General features: G+C 44.6%; 21 protein-coding genes. 7 read left to right on the forward strand and 14 right to left on the reverse strand.

Translation table 11 applies throughout. From position 1 onward, the window contains the following. Positions 1-82 precede the first annotated feature (82 nt). Positions 83-1,375 (forward strand): 3-phosphoshikimate 1-carboxyvinyltransferase, encoded by a 1,293-nt coding sequence (aroA, locus tag ACZ5C4_RS12070; protein WP_464521207.1) that lies wholly within the window; start codon positions 83-85, stop codon positions 1,373-1,375. Positions 1,376-1,476: 101 nt separating this feature from the next. On the opposite strand, the gene folK is transcribed toward aroA, so the two are convergent. Genes folK through ACZ5C4_RS12095 form a run of 5 tightly spaced genes read right to left on the reverse strand, consistent with a single transcriptional unit; the run spans position 1,477 to position 5,447 of the window. Further along, on the reverse strand, positions 1,477-2,298 hold the full coding sequence (folK, locus tag ACZ5C4_RS12075; RefSeq protein ID WP_464521208.1) for a 2-amino-4-hydroxy-6-hydroxymethyldihydropteridine diphosphokinase: 822 nt from the start codon (positions 2,296-2,298) through the stop codon (positions 1,477-1,479). Beyond that, positions 2,291-3,106, reverse strand: a complete 816-nt coding sequence (folP, locus tag ACZ5C4_RS12080; protein ID WP_464521209.1) for a dihydropteroate synthase — start codon at positions 3,104-3,106, stop codon at positions 2,291-2,293. Before folP ends, folK begins: the two co-directional genes overlap by 8 nt. Beyond that, complete coding sequence (locus ACZ5C4_RS12085; RefSeq protein WP_464521210.1) at positions 3,103-3,594, reverse strand: HD domain-containing protein; 492 nt, start codon at positions 3,592-3,594, stop codon at positions 3,103-3,105. Before ACZ5C4_RS12085 ends, folP begins: the two co-directional genes overlap by 4 nt. After that, positions 3,591-4,154, reverse strand: a complete 564-nt coding sequence (folE, locus tag ACZ5C4_RS12090; protein WP_464521211.1) for a GTP cyclohydrolase I FolE — start codon at positions 4,152-4,154, stop codon at positions 3,591-3,593. The genes ACZ5C4_RS12085 and folE overlap by 4 nt, the downstream gene beginning before the upstream one ends. Continuing rightward, positions 4,155-5,447, reverse strand: a complete 1,293-nt coding sequence (locus ACZ5C4_RS12095) for a bifunctional folylpolyglutamate synthase/dihydrofolate synthase (RefSeq protein WP_464521212.1) — start codon at positions 5,445-5,447, stop codon at positions 4,155-4,157. Between the two features lie 378 nt (positions 5,448-5,825). On the opposite strand from ACZ5C4_RS12095, the gene ACZ5C4_RS12100 reads away from it, so the two are divergent. Continuing rightward, positions 5,826-6,422, forward strand: coding sequence for a VanZ family protein (locus ACZ5C4_RS12100; protein ID WP_464521213.1), 597 nt, complete (start codon positions 5,826-5,828; stop codon positions 6,420-6,422). Positions 6,423-6,428: 6 nt separating this feature from the next. Here the strand turns inward: ACZ5C4_RS12100 and ACZ5C4_RS12105 are convergent, their stop codons facing one another. From ACZ5C4_RS12105 to ACZ5C4_RS12145, 9 genes are all read right to left on the reverse strand, one after another. Then, the gene (locus ACZ5C4_RS12105; protein WP_464521214.1) at positions 6,429-7,871 is read right to left on the reverse strand and encodes an MATE family efflux transporter; all 1,443 of its coding nucleotides are present in this window, start codon (positions 7,869-7,871) and stop codon (positions 6,429-6,431) included. After that, complete coding sequence (locus ACZ5C4_RS12110; protein WP_464521215.1) at positions 7,861-8,373, reverse strand: MarR family winged helix-turn-helix transcriptional regulator; 513 nt, start codon at positions 8,371-8,373, stop codon at positions 7,861-7,863. The genes ACZ5C4_RS12105 and ACZ5C4_RS12110 overlap by 11 nt, the downstream gene beginning before the upstream one ends. 145 nt (positions 8,374-8,518) lie before the next feature. Continuing rightward, a complete protein-coding gene (locus tag ACZ5C4_RS12115; RefSeq protein ID WP_464521216.1) occupies positions 8,519-9,694 on the reverse strand; it encodes a SpoIIE family protein phosphatase in 1,176 nt (391 codons plus the stop codon). Positions 9,695-9,697: 3 nt separating this feature from the next. Then, positions 9,698-11,407: a [Fe-Fe] hydrogenase large subunit C-terminal domain-containing protein gene (locus ACZ5C4_RS12120; RefSeq protein WP_464521217.1), complete on the reverse strand. Its 1,710-nt coding sequence runs from the start codon at positions 11,405-11,407 to the stop codon at positions 9,698-9,700. Positions 11,408-11,517: 110 nt separating this feature from the next. Beyond that, positions 11,518-13,260: an NADH-dependent [FeFe] hydrogenase, group A6 gene (locus ACZ5C4_RS12125; protein ID WP_464521218.1), complete on the reverse strand. Its 1,743-nt coding sequence runs from the start codon at positions 13,258-13,260 to the stop codon at positions 11,518-11,520. A gap of 15 nt (positions 13,261-13,275) precedes the next feature. Next, entirely contained in the window at positions 13,276-15,063 is a 1,788-nt protein-coding gene (gene nuoF, locus ACZ5C4_RS12130) for an NADH-quinone oxidoreductase subunit NuoF (RefSeq protein WP_464521219.1), read from the reverse strand. Between the two features lie 18 nt (positions 15,064-15,081). After that, positions 15,082-15,465: a (2Fe-2S) ferredoxin domain-containing protein gene (locus tag ACZ5C4_RS12135; RefSeq protein WP_464521220.1), complete on the reverse strand. Its 384-nt coding sequence runs from the start codon at positions 15,463-15,465 to the stop codon at positions 15,082-15,084. A gap of 37 nt (positions 15,466-15,502) precedes the next feature. Next, on the reverse strand, positions 15,503-16,063 hold the full coding sequence (locus tag ACZ5C4_RS12140) for an ATP-binding protein (protein WP_464521221.1): 561 nt from the start codon (positions 16,061-16,063) through the stop codon (positions 15,503-15,505). A gap of 3 nt (positions 16,064-16,066) precedes the next feature. Next, positions 16,067-16,561, reverse strand: a complete 495-nt coding sequence (locus ACZ5C4_RS12145) for an NADH-quinone oxidoreductase subunit NuoE family protein (protein ID WP_464521222.1) — start codon at positions 16,559-16,561, stop codon at positions 16,067-16,069. Positions 16,562-16,825: 264 nt separating this feature from the next. Here ACZ5C4_RS12145 and ACZ5C4_RS12150 point away from each other — a divergent pair, with 264 nt between their 5' ends. Genes ACZ5C4_RS12150 through ACZ5C4_RS12170 form a run of 5 tightly spaced genes read left to right on the forward strand, consistent with a single transcriptional unit; the run spans position 16,826 to position 20,072 of the window. Further along, on the forward strand, positions 16,826-17,170 hold the full coding sequence (locus ACZ5C4_RS12150; protein ID WP_186874070.1) for a DRTGG domain-containing protein: 345 nt from the start codon (positions 16,826-16,828) through the stop codon (positions 17,168-17,170). Between the two features lies 1 nt (position 17,171). Continuing rightward, the gene (locus tag ACZ5C4_RS12155) at positions 17,172-17,594 is read left to right on the forward strand and encodes an ATP-binding protein (RefSeq protein WP_464521223.1); all 423 of its coding nucleotides are present in this window, start codon (positions 17,172-17,174) and stop codon (positions 17,592-17,594) included. 18 nt (positions 17,595-17,612) lie between these two features. Next, entirely contained in the window at positions 17,613-19,004 is a 1,392-nt protein-coding gene (locus ACZ5C4_RS12160; RefSeq protein ID WP_464521224.1) for a [Fe-Fe] hydrogenase large subunit C-terminal domain-containing protein, read from the forward strand. A 1-nt stretch (position 19,005) separates the two neighbouring features. Continuing rightward, positions 19,006-19,338, forward strand: a complete 333-nt coding sequence (locus ACZ5C4_RS12165) for a hypothetical protein (protein ID WP_464521225.1) — start codon at positions 19,006-19,008, stop codon at positions 19,336-19,338. Next, the gene (locus ACZ5C4_RS12170) at positions 19,335-20,072 is read left to right on the forward strand and encodes a PHP domain-containing protein (protein ID WP_464521226.1); all 738 of its coding nucleotides are present in this window, start codon (positions 19,335-19,337) and stop codon (positions 20,070-20,072) included. Before ACZ5C4_RS12165 ends, ACZ5C4_RS12170 begins: the two co-directional genes overlap by 4 nt. Positions 20,073-20,109 lie beyond the last annotated feature (37 nt).

Below are 20,109 nucleotides of genomic sequence, written 5' to 3' on the forward strand. Positions count from 1 at the left end.
CAGCTTTCTTTTTTCAAGCCGGCAGAGCACTCTTATAAAATATACGCTTACAAACAAATATACATTTGAAAGGATATAAAAAATGGAATTATGTAGTATAAACGGACTGAAAGGAACGATTACCGTACCGGGGGACAAATCCATCTCTCACCGCAGTATCATGTTTGGTTCCATTGCAAAAGGATTGACAGAGGTCGAAAACTTTTTAAAGGGTGCGGACTGCCGCGCCACCATTCAGTGTTTCCGTACACTGGGTATTGAAATCGAAGAAAGCAAGTCCTCTGTTCTCGTTCATGGAAAAGGACTCCGCGGGCTTATGCCTCCTGCTCATATTCTGGATGTAGGAAACAGTGGTACAACAACACGCCTTCTGTCTGGTATTCTTGCCGGACAGCCATTTGACTCAAAGCTTTCTGGGGATGCCTCTTTGAACGCCCGCCCCATGAAGCGTATTATGGAACCTCTCACACAGATGGGCGCAAATATCTCAAGTATTCTCAGAAATGACTGTGCTCCACTTTATATTACGCCGGGGAACCTGCACGGGATCCATTACAATTCTCCAGTAGCTTCCGCCCAGGTGAAGTCCTGCATCCTTCTCGCAGGGTTGTACGCCGACAGTGAAACTTCTGTCACAGAGCCAAGTCTTTCCAGAAACCACACAGAACTCATGCTCAAAGAGTTTGGCGCAGATATTCGCTCCACACATGCTTTAAGCAGTACACAGGCAACTGCCTCTATTTTGCCCTGTACAGAGCTCTATGGACAGCATATCCTGGTTCCCGGTGACATCTCTTCCGCTGCATATTTCATTGCTGCCGGACTTTTGGTTCCAGATTCGGAAATTCTGATACAGAATGTAGGAATCAATCCGACAAGAGCCGGACTTTTGAAAGTCTGTGAAGATATGGGCGGAGATATTACTCTGTTAAACGAACGGACACAGGCAGGAGAACCCATCGCGGATATACTGGTGCGTACAAGCGCACTGCACAGCACGACTATTGAAGGGGACATTATCCCCGCGCTGATCGACGAAATTCCTGTTATTGCAGTTATGGCAGCCGCCGCCGAGGGCACCACCATTATCCGAGATGCCGCTGAATTAAAGGTCAAGGAGAGTGACCGCATTGAAACAATAACAGATAATCTGCTCTCTATGGGATGCAATATCACTGCCACAGAAGATGGAATGATCATTCGCGGCGGCCAACCCTTAAAAGGCGCGGTTATCCACACACTTTTCGATCACAGAATCGCAATGGCATTCAGCATTGCTGCTCTTATCGCTGACGGGAACACCAAAATTCTGGACAGTAAGTGTGTAGATGTATCCTATCCGGAATTCTATGATACATTTGAAAAGCTTTTATAAAACATAAGCTTGCGCCGATCGGATAGAGAAAGCTTTCCTTACTTCTCTATCCGCCGCGATACCACAGTTAACTCACAGCGTTGCTGTTCGCTGTCTTTTATCTATGCTTCTGTCTCTAACGCTTCCAGCATCTCTCTGACTGTCTGTCCATATACAGGGTGCCTCTTATACGGTGCGATTTCATGCAAAGGCTGCAGGACGAATGTTCTCTTGTGCATCTCTACATGTGGAATACATAAGTCCTCCTCCTGGCAGACAAGATCATCATAAAAAATAATATCCAAGTCCAGTGTTCTCGGCCCCCAGTGTATCTTTCTTTCCCTTCCGGCCATCTTTTCAATCTCATGTAATCTTGTAAGGAGCTCTCTGGGAGAAAGCAAGGTGGAAAGCTGCAGACATGCGTTTAAAAACATATCCTGATCTATCACTCCATAAGGTGGAGTTTCAATATAAGAGGAAACCCTTTCCACTCTACAGCCTCTTGTCTCATTTAATGCTTCAACCGCTTTGTCCAAATGACTTTTTTTCTCTCCCATGTTAGATCCAAGTGCGATATATGCCGTATGCCAGCTTCTGTCTATCTCAACAGATACCGTCTTAAGCGGCAGTCCAACAGGCGCCCATGGTTTTTTTATCTCTAGCTCTATCCGCTTTAAAAGCGGCGTGTGAAGAAGCAGTTCTTCCGCCAGCCTCTCTGCTGCGCGCTCCAGAAGGCGAAATGTATGTTCCTTCATAAAACGGTCTATGAACTGGCTGATCTCGCCATAGTGGATCGAGGCTGTCAAATCATCCGTCTGCCCCGCCTTTCTTGTATCCGTATAAAGCACAGCAGAAACTAAAAACTTTTGTCCAAGCACATTTTCTTCTGGAAATACGCCATGTTTTGCGAACACTTCCAGCTCCTCTATCTTAATTTTATCCATTGTATCCTCCTAAAATAGCTTCTGTCATCTGTACTGCCCGTTTATTTTTCTTCACATCATGTACTCGGATAAAGGCACAGCGTTTCTGTACAGCAAATACGGTTGTCACAAGAGTCCCTTCCTCCCGTTCATGGGCTGGAAGGTTTAACGTCAGTCCAATGACCGACTTTCTGGAGGTTCCAAGCAATATCGGATAGCCCAGCTTATGCAGGATTTCCAAATGGTGAATGATTTCCAGGTTTCTCTCACAGGTCTTTGCAAATCCTACCCCTGGATCCACGATAATTTTATCTTCTTGAATCCCTGCCTCTTTTGCAAGCCGTATACTTTCTTTTAAATCTTCTGTAATATCCTCCAGGAAATTTTTGTATTTCATGTTTTTCCGGTTATGCATAATACAGCATGGAACCTTGTATTTGGCAAGCAAAGGCGCCATCTTTGCATCTGCCTTCAGCCCCCATATATCATTTACTAAGTCCGCCCCTGCCTCCAACGCCTCCTTCGCCACTTGGCTCTTATACGTGTCTACAGAAACCGGAATGTCGTATTCCTTCTTAATCCTCTCGATGACCGGCACAATACGGCAGATTTCTTCTTCATCTGTAATCCGCGTATGCCCGGGCCGCGTGGATTCTCCTCCTATGTCCAGGATGTCGGCCCCGTCAGCTATCATCTCTTCTACATGCAGCAGCGCCTGATCCATCTGATTGTACTTTCCTCCATCTGAAAAGGAATCCGGTGTAACATTCAGAATTCCCATAATGTATGTTTTGTTCTCTGTGTCAAATATTTTATTTCCGATTTTCATCGTTCTATCTCCTTGTTTTTCTTTGTCTCCGGCCAGTTACACTCTTTCTTTGCCGGACAGACATAACACAGTCTGGATTTTTTGTCGCTTTCATATAACAGCTTCTCGAGAGGCTCCATATTACTGTGTGCTTTTCTATGTCCCTGAACTGCCGTCAGAATCTGACGGATCTCTTCTTCTGTAAAAGTGCATTCTTTGGGCAGACTATGCAGGATTTTCTCCGCAATCTCTGCCGATGCCAGTTCGTGTGGGATCTGCTTTTCATATTGAAGGGATTTCCCTATGTCGTGAAGAAGCGCTGCTGTATAGATCAGCTCTTTTTCTATCCCTAATTGTTCTTCTAGATTACGTATATATGCAATTCGAGCCGTATCCAGAAGATGCTCCATCTGATGCCTGCAAAACCTTCTGTCCGTTTCCAGTTCCAATAGCCTCTCATAGTATTCCTGAAACAAAGGGTGTTCTCTAACTGCATTTACTCTTCTCATAATCCTCGCTCCAGCATATGGAAAAATTGGTTTTCCAGTAACGGGCTGTCAAGGAATATCCCTCTTCTTGCGATCGTGACAGTCTGGCTTCCCGGCTTTTTGATCCCCCGCATGGTCATACACATATGCTCTGCTTCAAGCATAACCAGCACGCCCTTCGGATTCATATACTGCATCAGCGCATCTGCAATCTGTCCGGTAAGCTGTTCCTGTAATTGTAGCCTTCTGGCAAATACCTCTACTGTGCGCGCCAGTTTGCTCAATCCTACTACTTTTCCATCGGGAATATAGGCAATATGCGCTTTCCCATAAAAGGGAAGCAAGTGGTGCTCACAGGTCGAATAGAAGGTAATATCCTTCTCAAGTACCATCTCACTGCTGTCTACGTGAAAAGTCTTTAAAAGATGATCCTTCGCACTTTCTTCCATGCCCGCATAGAGCTCCCTATGCATACGTGCAATTCGATCCGGTGTCTCTAAAAGCCCTTCTCTGTCTGCATCTTCTCCAATTCCTTCCAGCAAAAGCCGGATGCCCTGCTTTATCTTCTCTTCGTCTATCATCTATTTTTCTCTCCTTTTCCTTACGATTTCCAGTACCTCCCCCAGATAGGACAGGGAACCAAACACCAAAATCACATCCTCTTCTTCTGCCTTCGCAAGTGCAGCGTCCACTGCCGCTTCCACACTTTTTTCTGCCCTGACAGATATGCAGTATTTCTTTACTACTTCTGCTAAACACTCTGCTGGAAGCGTTCTCTGAGAGTCCGGCAAATCTACTGTATATACCGAGCAGGCAAAGGGGCACATAATCTGCGCTATCTTTTCATATTCTTTATCCCTAAACACGCCCATAATATAAATTAGACGTCGATTTTTAAAATACCTTTGTATATTTTCGCATAAGCGCTGCGCTGCTTCCTCATTGTGTGCACCATCCACGATCACCAAAGGATGTTCCAATATGCAGGAAAACCTTCCTATCCAGACTGTTTTTTCCATCCCTCGATATACACAGTCCATAGGAATTACATATCCTTTCCTCTTTAGGCTCTCTATAACCTCCAGCACAGTCACCGCATTTTCTATCTGGTGTCTGCCCGCCAGAGAAATACGCAGCTCTTTATATCCTTTATAGGAAAAACGGCTTCCTCGGTAGTTTTCTTCTAAAATTTCCACTGCATTTCTGTCTGCTTCTATAAACGGGCATCCTTTCTTTTCTGCTTCTTTTTGAAGGATAGCTTTCACTTCTTTTTTCTGCCCTGTCGTCACTACTATACAGCCTTTTTTTATAATTCCCGCCTTATTCTGGGCGATCTCCTCCAACGTATCTCCCAGTATTCCCATATGGTCTCGGCTGATAGAAGAAAATACTGCACATACAGGAGCACCTATTACATTGGTCGCGTCCAATAGTCCGCCAAATCCGGTTTCTAAAACGACGAAATCACATTTTCTTTCCCGAAAATACAAAAAAGCCATCGCCGTCTCTATCTCAAAAACTGTAGGATGAGGTTCTCCTACGGCCTTCATTCGGGCAATCGCTTCTTTTATTCTCTGTATAAGTCCTGCAAAGGACTCCTCTGTTATCATTTTTCCATCTATCTGAATCCGTTCCAGATAGGAAACCACCGTCGGTGAAACATAGCGCCCGATTCTGTAACCTGCCTCACTTAAAATGGTTGAAGTGTATGCAAGCACAGAACCTTTTCCATTCGTTCCTGCAATATGTATGAACTCTAAATCATCCTGAGGATTACCAAGTTCACGCAACAGACCGCGGATTGTATCCAAGCCAAGTACACTTCCGTATTTCGACACTTCGTCCAAATATACCCTTGCTTCTTTATAGGTCACGTTATTTTGTTCCTTTCTCTATTTAATCACTGATGTCCATCATACCACTAAATGAAACACCCGGCAAGTATTTCCTTACACTCCTGCAAAAATCCTGTATCAGTTCAGCCCGCGCCATTCGTAAAACCGCACTGCGTGCTTATCATGGCTGCCGCCACCGTTTTACTCATTGATGGGCGCTTAAGCTCATACAGATGTACGCTCGCAAAAACATGCAGGCATGTTTTATGCTTCCCGCACACTGTATGGCTGAACTGTCTGTTACAAAATTCTTAAGAATTTCTTTTCTAAATCTTAACCTCTGTTTTCTATACTCATATATAGCCAGTGTCGATGTACACCAACACTATTTATATCTAAAGGAAAAGGAGACCACCTATGCGATTTTTTATCTACTCACTTCTGTGTATTTTTGTTCCTTGTTTATGCTGTCAGTTTATACTGTGCGTTATAAAAAAGAGACGCCCGCCTTATCTTGCTCTACATCTGATATGGACCTATATCTTTCTCTTTTATCTGTTCATGGTACTGGAGGTAACAGGAATCGGAACAATCTGGGATATCGGAAAATTCGGCGACATCATCCGTCCTGAAGAAATCAACCTGATCCCCTTTTCGGACACTTCCTTTATCACCTGTTTTCTGAATGCTTTTATGTTTATGCCATTTGGATTTTTACTTCCTCTCATTTGGAAGAACTACCATACTCTTACCAATGTGGTACTTGCTGCTTCAGCCTATTCACTTGCTATCGAGCTGTGCCAGCTCTTTAACCGAAGACGGACGGATATTGATGATCTGCTTATGAATACACTGGGTGCGGCGGTTGGCTTCTTCTGCTGGAGACTCTTTGATCTCTGCTTTAAAAAGCGTAGAAAAAAAGCCGTCTCCTTATCCAGATGGGAAGCGGCTTTTTATCTTTCCCTCTCTATAGGAGGCCAGTTTTTCTTTCTAAACTGGTACTGGCTCCTTTAAACAGCATCATAACGATACGCCTGCCCGTTCTCCTTCCTCCTTGTGTTCTGGCTCCTGCCGGATATGCTGGTTTAATTTTTTCATCTCCGGCACGATAAAAAATGCTACAATCACTGCCGAAGCCACATCCGCTATAGGCGCGGAATATAAGATTCCATTTAGCCCCATAAACAATGGAAGTATCAGTATCAGCGGTATCAAAAGCAAAAGCTGTCTCAGCATAGACAAAATGGAGGCCTTAAGAGGCTGTCCTGTCGCCTGAAAATAGTTCGTAGACACAATTTGAAAGCCTGCGCAGAAAATGCCAAACAGATAAATCCGCAGACATTTCACAGCAAAATCTGTAAAATCTGCATTCTCATTCCCGAAGATCCCAATGATTGTCTCCGGCATTGTCTGACAGAAAATCCAACATACAAAAATCAAGAGTGTCGCAAAGGATACCGCTATCTTATATGTCTTTTTGATCCTTTCATACTGCCCTGCACCTCGATTATACCCCAAAATCGGCTGTGCGCCGATTCCAACTCCAACTCCAAAAGCTCCCATGATCATCGCTATCTTCATCACAATTCCCATTGCACTAAGAGCCACGTCTCCGCCGATCTGCGTCTGATCTCCATAGTAAACAAGTGAATTATTCATTACCACCTGCATAATGCATGCAACCGACTGCGTAATTCCAGAGGAAACGCCAAGAGCCAGGAAGCTGGTAATTCGCTTTCTCTTAAGCTTCATATAATTTCGGTGCAGACGCATATGTATCGGCTTTTTTACCTTCATCACAAAATACGCTGTCAACACGACTGCCGATATAATCTGTGATGTAATGGTCGCAATCGCTGCCCCCTTCACACCCCAATGAAAAACAAAAATATAGACTGGATCCAGAATCGTGTTTAACACAGCTCCTATCATCATACCGTACATAGAAAGCCGCGGGTGTCCGTCTGTCCGAGCCAGATTTGACAGCACAATACCAAGCAAGTTAAACGGAGTTCCTATCAGAATAATGGAGGTATAATCCACCGCATAGGGCATAATTTTCTCTGTAGCGCCAAATACAGATAAAATCGGTTTTAAGAAAATCAGCCCGACAGCCATGAGCAAAAGTCCTGTAATAATCGTGAACAAAAATGCATTGCTCAATGTCCTCTCCGCCTCTTCTTCTCGTTTTTCTCCCAGACGGATCGCCGCATACGCACTGCTTCCAGAGCCAATCAATGTCCCAAAGGCAAGGATAATTGTCATAACCGGAAATGCCACTGTTGTTGCTGCGTTTCCAAGATAGCCGACTCCCTGCCCGATAAAAATCTGGTCTACAATATTATAAATAGAGTTAATCAGACAGGATATAATCGCAGGTACAGAAAAGGAAACTAACAGGCTTCCAATTGGTTTATATCCCAGGGGATTTTTCTCTTTTGTCTGTATTGCCTCATTCGCCATATTCTTTTCCTCCTTTTCTCTGCATTTCTTCTTTTCCTTTTTCTTTTGTCCCTTTCTGTCGTGCTTTTTCTTTCAACACCTGACAGGAGGTATGCGCCATCTGTTCCAGTTGGCGAACAAAACGGTCTTCTTCTCCAGGCGCCAAATCAGAAAGCAATGCTTCTTTCCATTCATTTCGCGTCTGATATATCAACTCAACTACCGGCAGTGCCTTCCTCGTCACGTGTAAATGCTTTACCCGCCTATCCATTTTATCTGTTTTGATCACCACATATTCCATATCCACAAGCTTCTGCACTGCTTTTGTGACTGTCCCCTTATCAAAATTGCCTGCCTTCGCCAAATCGTACATGGTGATTCCATCATTTTCCGCAATATATGCCAGAAAATATTGCTGCCCGCACCCTATCGATTCGCCGAGACATATATCCAGATATTTCTGGCTGTTCCTCTGAATTGTTGAAATATGCCGTAAAAAAATTTTCTTATTTTCTTCTATCATTTTATTTTCTCCTGCACTCCCTGGCAAACTAGGCAAAACTGCCTCTCTTAAAAGCCTGTTCAAAACCTTCCTAATCACAACAAAAAGGTTGACTACTCAACCTTTATAAGAATATATTACTCTCTTTTAGTTGCGTAGTCAACCTTTAATAATATTTTACCGTTACTTTTTTCCCCATCTGCTCTGTCACATGAATCAACTGCTCTACCAGATTCATTCTCATACTCAAATCAAAACTCAAATCTGAATTTTTGTGCGCGTCATTGACCGCCATTCCTACAAACAGATGCAGTTCTGTACATTCCTCTATCAATATCTTAGCAAGTCTGGAGGCTCCATTGTTTGCGTCCAGCTCGTCAAAAAACTCTACATCAAATTCGTCTTTTACATACCGCTTTAATAATTTTATCACTTTGCCAAGTGTCAGGACACCTTCTGTCACCAAATCCAGCCCCTCTATGACGGCCATCGGCGGCACATCCGGATCATTATAGTCCACCCTGGTAATGATCTCTTTGTGCAGAATTCGTGCGCAGATGTTGGCGCTTGTTCCCCCGCAGACGATCTTTTTCCCTTCCATATGCATAAAATCATACATCAGCTTCTCGTCGTCTGCCTTTTCCTTAGGCGGTCCTGTAAAGATGTTCACCACTCTTCTCTCGATCACCCTTGCCACCGCCACCGTCGTATCGTCCCCCGGTCTTTCCACGTATAGTTCATCACACGCCTGACTTAAAAGTGCCGCAAGGCGGGAGGCAGACAACGTCTTTTTCGTGCAGCGTAGCGTATACTCTGCCATGCTTTCCCATGTCCAGCCCTGCAAGTTTAATATCTCCCCTGCCCCTGCATAGATAACTCCGTCGCTCATCAATACAAAGCAGTCATTTTTCTTTACCTGAAACCGATATTCGTGAATTTTCTTTCCCTCTATCAAACGTTCTTTGTATGGATATTTCACAATTTTTCCATCTCGGATAAATACACAGCCCGGATTATCAAACTCTACCAGATACGCTTCCCCACTGTGAAAAATCTGTAGAATAGAAAACGTAGCATACGCAACTTTTCTCACTTTGCAGATAGGAAGCGTCTTTGCGATCGTCTCTACACAGGAATCCAAAGTGGCTCCTTCATAAAGCATGGTTCCTAATATTTTTGAAGTCAGGGTGGCAAGTATATTTGCCTTTACTCCGCTTCCCATCCCATCTGCCAGAATCATAATATCTGAATCCGCTGTTTTTAAAACCTCTACCTTATCTCCGCACAGCTCTTCCTGATATTTATTCAGACTTTTCCATGCCACGTCGATACTCACGCTCATATATCAGTCCTCCTCTTCCAAAATGGAATCCCGAAGCTTTGTAAGCGTCACTTTTGTCTCTGCTGTAGTCTCTCCTAAAAGCCCTGCAATTTCCTGCGCCACCATCATCTGCTTTTCGATCACCTTCTGCGCCATTTCCACCGTTTCTACTTTCAGATTATAATGCTGCTCCTTCATTTTTTCTTCCCGCGTCACGTCCTGGAAGGTCACCAGCACAGAATCCAGATTTTCAATATATACGATCGTTTCCTCCGCCGTCATCTTTCCATGTTCTAAACGAATTTTCTTATGGATCACCGGTTCTTTCGTCCGCAATGTCTCTTCAATGTCCTGTGTCTCTATAAATTCAAATATATACCTCTGCACAGCCTCTTCTCTTCCTACTCCTAAGAGCTCCTGTGCCTTTTTATTACAGTCCAGTATTTTCAAATCACTGCCAATGACAAAAATCATGTTCGGCGTCACATCCATCACCACATTTGACATAGATTCTGCCTGATTCAGTGCATATGGCATGCACATAGAAAGCTCTGCCTTCCCCTGGAATACTGCGGTTGCCTTATCTCTGCATGTCGGATATCCGCATGCGCCGCAGTTCAGCTCATCCTCCGGTGTATATTTACCTGTAGATTTTAAAATCTCTCGTATGTCTGCCTCTGTCGGCATCCTGTCTGTCAATCTATTATCCTGGAATTTCTTTTTCAGTTCTTCTGTGCTCATATCCGGCAGCTCTTTCGCGGCTTTATGAGAAACTCCATTTTCAATCTTTACCTTCGCTTTTACATAAGAAGTATTCCATCTGGCTGACGCCGGCCCTTTCGCACATCCTCCCTCGCAGACATTTGCTTCGATAAAGCAGTGGGTCAGTTCCCCCTGCTTTAAACACTCCAGCATTTCCATGCAGTTCTCCAGCCCGTCTACATAGACCTTGTGATATTCGTCCGCCTCTTCCTCTGTCACAACCGACTGCACGATACCCCCGCTGACTGGATACAGGCGGTTGATCTTCGGATCTGGATTTCCCATTGGCTTCTCTTCACACTGATGAATGTCAATTCCTGCTTCCTCCAGCCAGATGGCCAACTCCTCAAAAGTAAGAATCGCATCGATTGCTCCGAATACTCTCTCGTCTCCGATCGCCTCCTGCTTCTTTGCAATACACGGCCCTAAAAACACTACTTTCACATCATTTCCGTATAACTTTTTGATATATCTGCCATGCGCGATCATCGGCGATACTACAGGCGCCATAAGAGGTACACATTCAGGATAATATTTTTCGATCAGATCATTTACACTCGGACAGCAGGTCGTAATAATATTCGGCATTTTATTCTCCCGAATGATTTTCTTATATTCATTTGTCACCATAGCCGCACCCTCTGCAGTCTCTCTGACCTCTGCAAATCCCAGCTTTAAAAGGGCATCCACCACTTGCCCGGGCCTATCGAATTCCAATACTCCCGCATAGGAGGGGGCGATGGAAATAATCGTCTTGAATCCCTGGCGCAGATACCCTTTCACCCGATCCATATCACTTGCAAATGTCTTTGCATTCTGTGGACAGACTTCTAAACAGCGCCCGCAGTTGATGCAGTGATCGATCATAATATGCGCCTGTTCGTCCTTGACTGAAATTGCCTTCACCGCGCAATGGCGGACACATTTGTAGCAATGCCGGCATTTCGCATCCCTGAAGTCTATAACTCTCATATTTTTACCTCTTTTCCTTTTTCTGCCTGATATACACAGGGCGCCGGTTATATAAGCCGGCGCCTGCCAAATGGATCTTTTATCTGCCCGCACTTTTTCGCGGGTGTTTCTTAATTGATGCTTCTTTTTACATAAGTAGTGTGCAAAATGTGGTGCGCCTTCTGGCTTCCAGGTTCTCCCAGATATTCCTCATATACTCTCTGAATAGAAGGATTTTCATGGGACTTGCGCAATGTCTTTGCTGCATCATTATCATACAACACTTTCGCACGGATTGCACGTACATCTGTAAAATTACGTACATCTGCATGTACTTGCGGCTGACCGCCGCCATTTACACATCCGCCCGGACAACACATGATTTCCACAAAATGGTAGTCCGCTTTTCCAGCGCGAATTTTATCCATAATCATTTTTGCATTGCTTAAACCTGAAGCTACGGCAACTTTCACGTCCATTCCTGCCACATGGTACACCGCCTCTTTGATCCCTTCTGTTCCACGCACTTCCATAAACTCTACTTTTTCAAGCTCTTCTCCTGTCAGTTCTTCCACCGCTGTGCGCAGTGCTGCTTCCATTACACCGCCGGTCGCACCAAAGATAACGCCTGCTCCTGTAGATTCCCCGAGTGGATCGTCAAATCCTTCTTCTGGAAGACTTCTAAAATCAATCCCTACTTTTCGAATGAGGCGTGCCAATTCCCTGGTTGTAATGGAAATATCTACATCCGGAACACCTGCTGCATTCTGATCCTCTCTTCCAATTTCAAATTTTTTCGCTGTACATGGCATGACGCTGACGCAAACAATATCTTCCGGTGCGATTCCCATTTTCTCCGCATAGTACGTCTTTGTGATCGCTCCAAACATCTGCTGCGGTGATTTACAACTAGAAAGATGTTCTAACTGATCCGGATAATAGTGCTCACAGTATTTGATCCAACCTGGTGAACAGGAGGTCATCATCGGAAGTACACCTCCATTTTTCACCCTGTCTAAAAATTCATGTGCCTCCTCCATAATTGTAAGATCTGCACTGAAATCTGTATCAAATACTTTGTCAAATCCGATTCTCCTGAGAGCCGCCGCCATTTTTCCTTCTACATCTGTCCCCATTGGGTAGCCGAATTCTTCCCCTAACGCCGCGCGGACAGAAGGCGCCGGCTGCACCACTACGTGCTTTGTCTCATCTGCAATCGCATCTAAGACCGCTTCGATAGAATCCTTTTCATACAGAGCGCCTGTCGGACAGGCAGCAATACACTGCCCGCAGGATACACAGCTTGTTTTTCCCAGCCCCATATCGAACGGAGAACCGATGAAGGTAGCAAATCCACGATTATTTGGCCCAATCACACCTACTGTCTGCACCTTCTCGCAGACTGCCGAACATCTTCTGCACAGAATACATTTATTATTATCCCGAATCATGTGTACCGCACTGTCATCTAATTCATAGTGGGTCATCTCTCCTGCAAAATGCTCTTCGTCTGTTACCCCTAATTCCTGACACAGCTCTTGCAGCTCACATTGACCGCTTCTGACGCAGGACAGACATTTCTTATCATGGTTGGAAAGAAGAAGCTCCAACGTCCTTTTTCTTGATTCTCTAAGAAGAGGCGTATTTGTCTGCACTTCCATTCCTTCATTTACCGGATGCACACACGCCGCAACCAGATTCCGCGCTCCTTTTACTTCTACCACACACATACGGCATGCACCGATCTCATTGATGTCTTTCAAAAAGCAAAGCGTCGGTATTTTAATTCCTGCCCCGCGTGCCGCCTCCAGAATTGTAGAGCCTGCGGGTGCAGTTACATCTAAGCCATTAATTTTCAAATTCACATTTCCCATCTTCTCATGCCTCCATTACTCTTTGTAAATTGCACCGAAACGGCATTTTTCCATACAAGCTCCACATTTCAGACACTTCTCTGGATTGATCATATGCGGTTCTTTTACTTTGCCGATAATCGCATCTGCCGGACAGGTACGCGCGCATAAAGTACATCCTTTACATTTATCCGCGTCTATCTTGTACTGCAGAAGATCCTTACATACGCCTGCCGGACATTTCTTATCCACGATATGTGCAATATATTCATCCCTAAAGTAACGCAAGGTAGAAAGTACAGGATTCGGCGCTGTCTGCCCCAGCGCACACAGTGAATTCGTCTTTAAGTGCTCACAGAGTTCTTCTAGTTTATCCAAATCCTCCATTGTCGCCTGACCTTTTGTAATTTTATCCAGAATTTCCAACATACGTCTTGTACCGATCCGGCATGGCGTACATTTTCCGCACGACTCATCTACAGTAAATTCCAGGAAGAATTTTGCAATGTCCACCATACACGTATCTTCATCCATTACAATCAGACCGCCGGAACCCATCATCGACCCAATCGCAATCAGATTGTCATAATCTATAGGTACATCAAAATGTTCCGCCGGAATACATCCTCCTGACGGCCCTCCCGTCTGCGCCGCCTTGAATTTTTTCCCATTTGGAACACCGCCGCCGATCTCTTCTACGATCTCTCGGAGGGTTGTGCCCATCGGAATTTCCACCAATCCAGTATTATGGATTTTACCGCCCAGGGCAAATACCTTTGTTCCTTTGGACTTCTCGGTTCCCATAGACGCAAACCATTCTGGTCCCTTTACGATAATCTGCGGAATATTTGCATAGGTTTCTACGTTATTTAATATGGTCGGCCTCTGGAACAGACCTTTTAAGGCAGGAAATGGCGGACGGGGACGCGGCTCTCCTCTGTTGCCTTCTATAGAAGTCATAAGAGCCGTCTCCTCTCCGCAGACAAAAGCACCTGCACCAAGTCTCAATTCTATATCAAAATCAAAGCCACTTCCGAAAATGTCTTTTCCAAGCAGTCCGTATTCCCGCGCCTGCCCAATCGCAATCTCCAGGCGTTTTACTGCAATCGGGTATTCCGCGCGCACATAAATGTATCCCTGTGACGCTCCAATTGCATACCCGGCAATTGCCATCGCCTCAAGCACCGCATGCGGATCTCCCTCCAAAATAGAACGATCCATAAATGCTCCTGGATCTCCCTCGTCTGCGTTACAACAGACATATTTTTGTTCCGCGTCATTTGCCGCCGCGAATTTCCATTTTAGTCCGGTCGGAAATCCTGCTCCTCCTCTTCCTCTTAGTCCACTGTCTAAAAGGATCTGAATGACATCCTCCGGCTTTTTCTGCGTCAGCACAATTCCCAAAGCCTCATATCCTCCCGTGCCGATATACTCTTCAATATTCTCCGGATTGATGACGCCGCAGTTTCGAAGAGCTACTCTGTGCTGCTTTTTATAAAAATTCGTCTCATTCAGAGGAAGGATTTTATCTGTCTTTGTCGTCTCATCATAGAGCAGACGTGTCACTACTCTTCCTTTCAACAGATGTTCCGCTACAATCTCCGGTATGTCCTCTTCCTTTACCATTGCATAGAAGGAACCTTCCGGATATACAATCATAATTGGCCCTAAGGCACACAGTCCGAAGCACCCTGTCTGCACAACGCCGACTTCTTCGGAAAGGCCCTGTGCTGCAATTTCTTTTTCCAGTTTTTCTATGATTCTGTGGCTTCCGGAAGAGGTACATCCGGTTCCGCCGCAGACCAGTACGTGTGAACGATACATATGTAATCTGCCTCCTTTCTATTCCGGCTGGCGGGCTTCGCCCGACAAGGTATATTTTGTCACTACCTGGCCGCCTACTAAATGAAGTTTAAATACTTCCATTGCTTTTTCAGGATTCATTTTCACATATGTTACCTTCTCTTTTCCAGGCTCCATTACTTCTACAATCGGTTCATACTGACACAATCCAATGCACCCCGTCTGCGTCACGCTGATTTTCTTTGACAGCCCCTCCTGTTGAACTGCATCAGAAAGCGTGCTAAGAACCGGTCTTGCACCACTCGCAATCCCGCATGTTGCCATGCCGACTACTACTCTTGTCTGATTTTCATTCTCCGCGCGCACTCCTACTTTCCCTTGCATCTTCTCTCTGATTGCGCGTAATTCTTCCAGGCTTTTCATATTTTTCCTCTCTTTCTTTTTCCGTAATCTTTACATCTCAGATATTGACTCCACCGTCTGTCTCTTCTTTATTTACCGCAAGAAATTCTTTTATAAACTCTGAAATCTCTTTCTCGGCAAAGGAAACTCCGTCTCCTATAATCTCGCGCATTTCCCTTGTATCCAGCCTAAACTGTTTGTCTCCATACTGATAGGTATAAACAAACTCCACAGCTTCATTAAAAACAATCAGTGTATGTATGGTGGAGGTGATATCTCCAAGCGGCATCCTGTCAATGTGGGACAGAATAAATACCGCCTCTACAATTGTCCCTTTCCCCTTTTCTGAATCTATTCTGAATGTTCCGCCCGTGCTCTCTGCCGCCTGCTTAAAAAACGGTACCCCAAGGCCTACCCTCCTAGTCTTCCTGGTCGTAAAAAACGGATCCTGAACCTGCTGCACTTGTTCTTTGTCCATTCCGCAGCCGTCGTCTTTTATCACTACCACCAGTTTATTATTATCTGGCCTGACAGATACTGTTATCTCAATCAGCCTTGCTTTCGCACGAACTGAATTTTCCGCCACATCCAAAATATGCATTGCGATCTCTGGCATCATAGCTTATTCATACTTTGCCAGAATGTCGTCTATGTCATCTACCGTCAGACGTCCATAGACTTCCCCATTGATCATCATAACCGGAGCCAGACCGCACGCCCCTACACATCTGCACGCATCCAGAGAGAATTTTCCATCGGGTGTACATTCTCCGCCCACAATTCCAAGTTTTTCCATCAATGCATTATAAATATCTCCGGAACCTTTGACATAACATGCTGTCCCAAGACAGACAGAAATCTGATACTTACCTTTCGGATTTAAAGTGAACTGTGAATAGAACGTTGCAACTCCATAAATTTTTTCCATTGGAATACCCGTCTCATCCGAAATCATCTTTTGAACCTCTATGGGAAGATAGCCGTATATGTCCTGCGCTTTTTGTAAAATTGGCATCAGGGCGCCTTTCTCGTCTTTGAGTTCAGCTATCACTTTCATCAATGATTCTTCTTGTTCTTTTGTTCCGGAAAACGGAACAGTCTCCTTTTTTTCAAGCATTCTTTAACCTCCATTTCTGCATTTAGAGCTACATTGATTATATCTTAACACAATGTATAACAAAGTTCCACCAAATTATTATCTATTTTTTATATAATTTTACTAATAATTTTGAGATTCATTTTCATTTTTCTTGACATATTTTTCCAATCTAAAAGTTTATCAAAGACTATTTTACATGCATTTTACACAATGCGCCGCATTGCTTATTCTGCTTTTCAATGATATACTGAAAGTATTCTATATTTTTATGGAGGACAGTCTATGACGATCAAAGAAATGCAGGACGCCTTAAACGCCAGGCTGCTTTTTGGCGAAGAATTTTTAGATCAGGATGTGCAGTTTATATTTTCCGCCGATATGATGAGCGATGTACTCGCCTTCTGTGGCAAATGTTCTGTACTGCTTACCGGCTTATGCAATCCACAGGTTGTACGGACAGCGGAGATGCTTGATATTGTCTGTATTATTTTTGTTCGTGGCAAAATGCCCGATGAAAATATACTTTCTCTTGCCCGAAACAAAAAAATTGTGCTTCTTACCACGGAACATTTTATGTTTACCGCCTGTGGGATTCTATATGAACACGGGTTGCGGGGAGGTGCCTGACATGAGTGAAAAGCTAACTTTTCAATATGCTATTTCCGGCGATGACTTCACACGTGCCGGTGAAGCCAGTAGCTCCGTTAAAAACAAGTTAAAACAACTCGGTGTCGATGACGCAGCCATCCGAAAAACCGCGATTGCTATGTATGAAGGAGAGATCAATATGGTGATTCATGCCAATGGTGGTACGATCACTGTGGCTATCTCTGACATGGAAATTGAAATGATTCTTGCAGATCAGGGCCCTGGAATCAAAGACATTTCTAAAGCGATGCAGGCAGGTTATTCCACAGCTCCCGAAGAGGTACGTTCCTTAGGATTCGGTGCTGGCATGGGGCTTCCTAATATGAAGAAATTCTCAGACGAATTTCAGATAGAGAGTACCCCAGGCATAGGAACTACCGTCACCATGAAAGTATTTCTATAAAGAAAGGAAGGGTGACAGATGAACAAATTCATCCGTTCTGTGCGCCTTGATGAGGATGCCTGCCAGGGCTGTATCAACTGTATCAAATATTGCCCTACCCAAGCAATCCGCGTGCACAACGGCAAAGCACATATCATAGATAAATTCTGTATCGACTGCGGCAGATGTATCCGCTATTGTCCGCATCATGCTAAAATTCCTGCTTATGACCCCCTCGCCGTTATGAACGACTATAAATACACCGTGGCTCTGCCGGCGCCTTCGCTGTATGCCCAGTATAATAATCTGTCCAATGTAGACATTGTATTAAACGCTTTAATCCGATTAGGCTTCGATGATGTATATGAAGTCAGCGCGGCGGCAGAACTTGTCTCGGAGGTGTCCCGAGCGTACATACAGGCGCATGCCGACGAGGCTCCCTTTATCAGTTCCGCCTGTCCTTCTGTCGTTCGACTGATACGGGTAAAATTTCCCTCTTTGATTTCCCGACTCCTTCCTATTAAACCTCCTGTAGAGGTTGCGGCAGAAATCGCACGCAAGAGGGCAATCCAAAAGACAGGGCTTCCTTCAGAGGATATTGGAATTATCTTTATTTCTCCTTGTCCTTCTAAAGTCTCCTATGCAAAAGCACCTCTTGGAATTGACAAAAGTAACATCGATAAAGTCGTTGCAATCAAGGATGTCTATCCGCTTTTACTTCCCCTTATGAGCCGAGACGAAAGTCAGTTAACGCCACTGGCTGCTTCCGGAAGAATCGGTATCGGGTGGAGCAATGCCGGAGGAGAAGTGGGCGGACTCTTAGTAGACAATTATCTTGCTGCCGATGGTATCGTCAATATCTTAAGAGTATTGGAAGAACTGGAGGATGAGAAAATTCATGGTCTGAAATTCGTTGAATTGAATGCCTGTAATGGTGGCTGCGTAGGTGGAACCCTTACGGTTGAAAATGCATATGTTGCCACCACTAAAACCAAACGTATCCTTAAATATCAGCCGGTATCCCGCAGTCATCTTATTACAACACCGGAAGCAAAGAATCTTTACTGGGATGACAATGTAGAATATGAGCCGGTATTCCGTCTCGGCAATACTTTCAAGGAAAGTCTGGAAATGATGAGTACCGTAGAGGCACTCACCAAAAAATTCCCTGGTTTGGACTGCGGTTCCTGTGGAGCGCCCACCTGTCAGACTCTGGCAGAAGATATCGTACGCGGTGCCGCTACGAGTAATGACTGTATCTATGTGCTAAGAGAACATATTTCCAGCCTGTCAAAAGAAATTGAACACCTGTCAAAAGCGATGCATCTATCGGGAGGCTGTCAGGATGAAAACTCACGACTGCTCTCCGATTATATTCAAAAACTAACCGCCGAGCTTTCTGAATTCGGCGTACCGAAAAAGGAGGAATAATATGGAATTGAAATCCATTCTCACTCTGCCGGAATGTACCCTTCTTGCAAAGGGTAATCCTGACCGAACAGTTTCCAAAGTATTCTGCTGTGATCTCTTAAGCATTGCCATGAGCAAAGCGCCCGCTGATAGTGTCTGGGTCACAGTCATGGGGAATAAGAATACACTCGCTGTAGCTTCTCTGGCTGATGTTGCCTGTATTGTCCTGGCAGAAGGTGTTTCTCTGGACGAGGGAACACTTGCCAAAGCAGAAGAGGAAGGAATCGCCGTATTGTCTACAACACTTCCCGTGTTTGACATCGCACTGGAAATCTATGAGGCAGGGCTTTCGTGAACGGTCTTTATTATGATCTACATCTACACTCTTGCCTCTCTCCCTGCGGGGATGATGATATGACACCTGCCAATATTGTAGGAATGGCAGCCGTAAAAGGGCTGGATGTCATCGCTCTTACAGATCATAATAGCTGTAAGAACTGTCCTGCTGCCATACATCACGGACAACAGTATGGTGTTATTGTGATTCCCGGCATGGAATTGTGTACTATTGAGGAAGTGCATATCATCTGCCTCTTTCCTGAACTAGACGCAGCACTTGCCTTTGACCAGTACGTATACAGCCGTCTTCAGGCAGTAGAAAATGATGAATGTATTTTTGGAAAGCAGCAAGTTATGGACGAACATGACATTGTAGTAGAAACAGTCAAAAATCTATTAATCAATGCTACAAATATCACTTTTGACGAGGCTTTTTTACTTGTAGCTTCTTACGGCGGTATCGCGTACCCAGCCCACATTGACAAACCTTCCACCAGCCTGCTTTCAAATCTTGGCTTTGTTCCGCCTGACAGTACATTTACCTGTGCGGAAATCCATGATTTCAAAAATCTACATACAATCCAAAAACAGCATCCTTATTTTTTAAACTGCCATATGATCAGCAGTTCAGATGCTCATTATCTGGAAGATATCAATGAACCCAGCTACCAGATTTTTCCCGCTTCCTCCAAAATTCCAGATATTCTGCATACCTTATCGGGCAAAGCCTGTCCTCCGAGACAGGCATGAAATGCGAGATGCCCTGGAGGCACTCCATAGATTATGT

Source organism: Mediterraneibacter flintii (assembly GCF_055387595.1).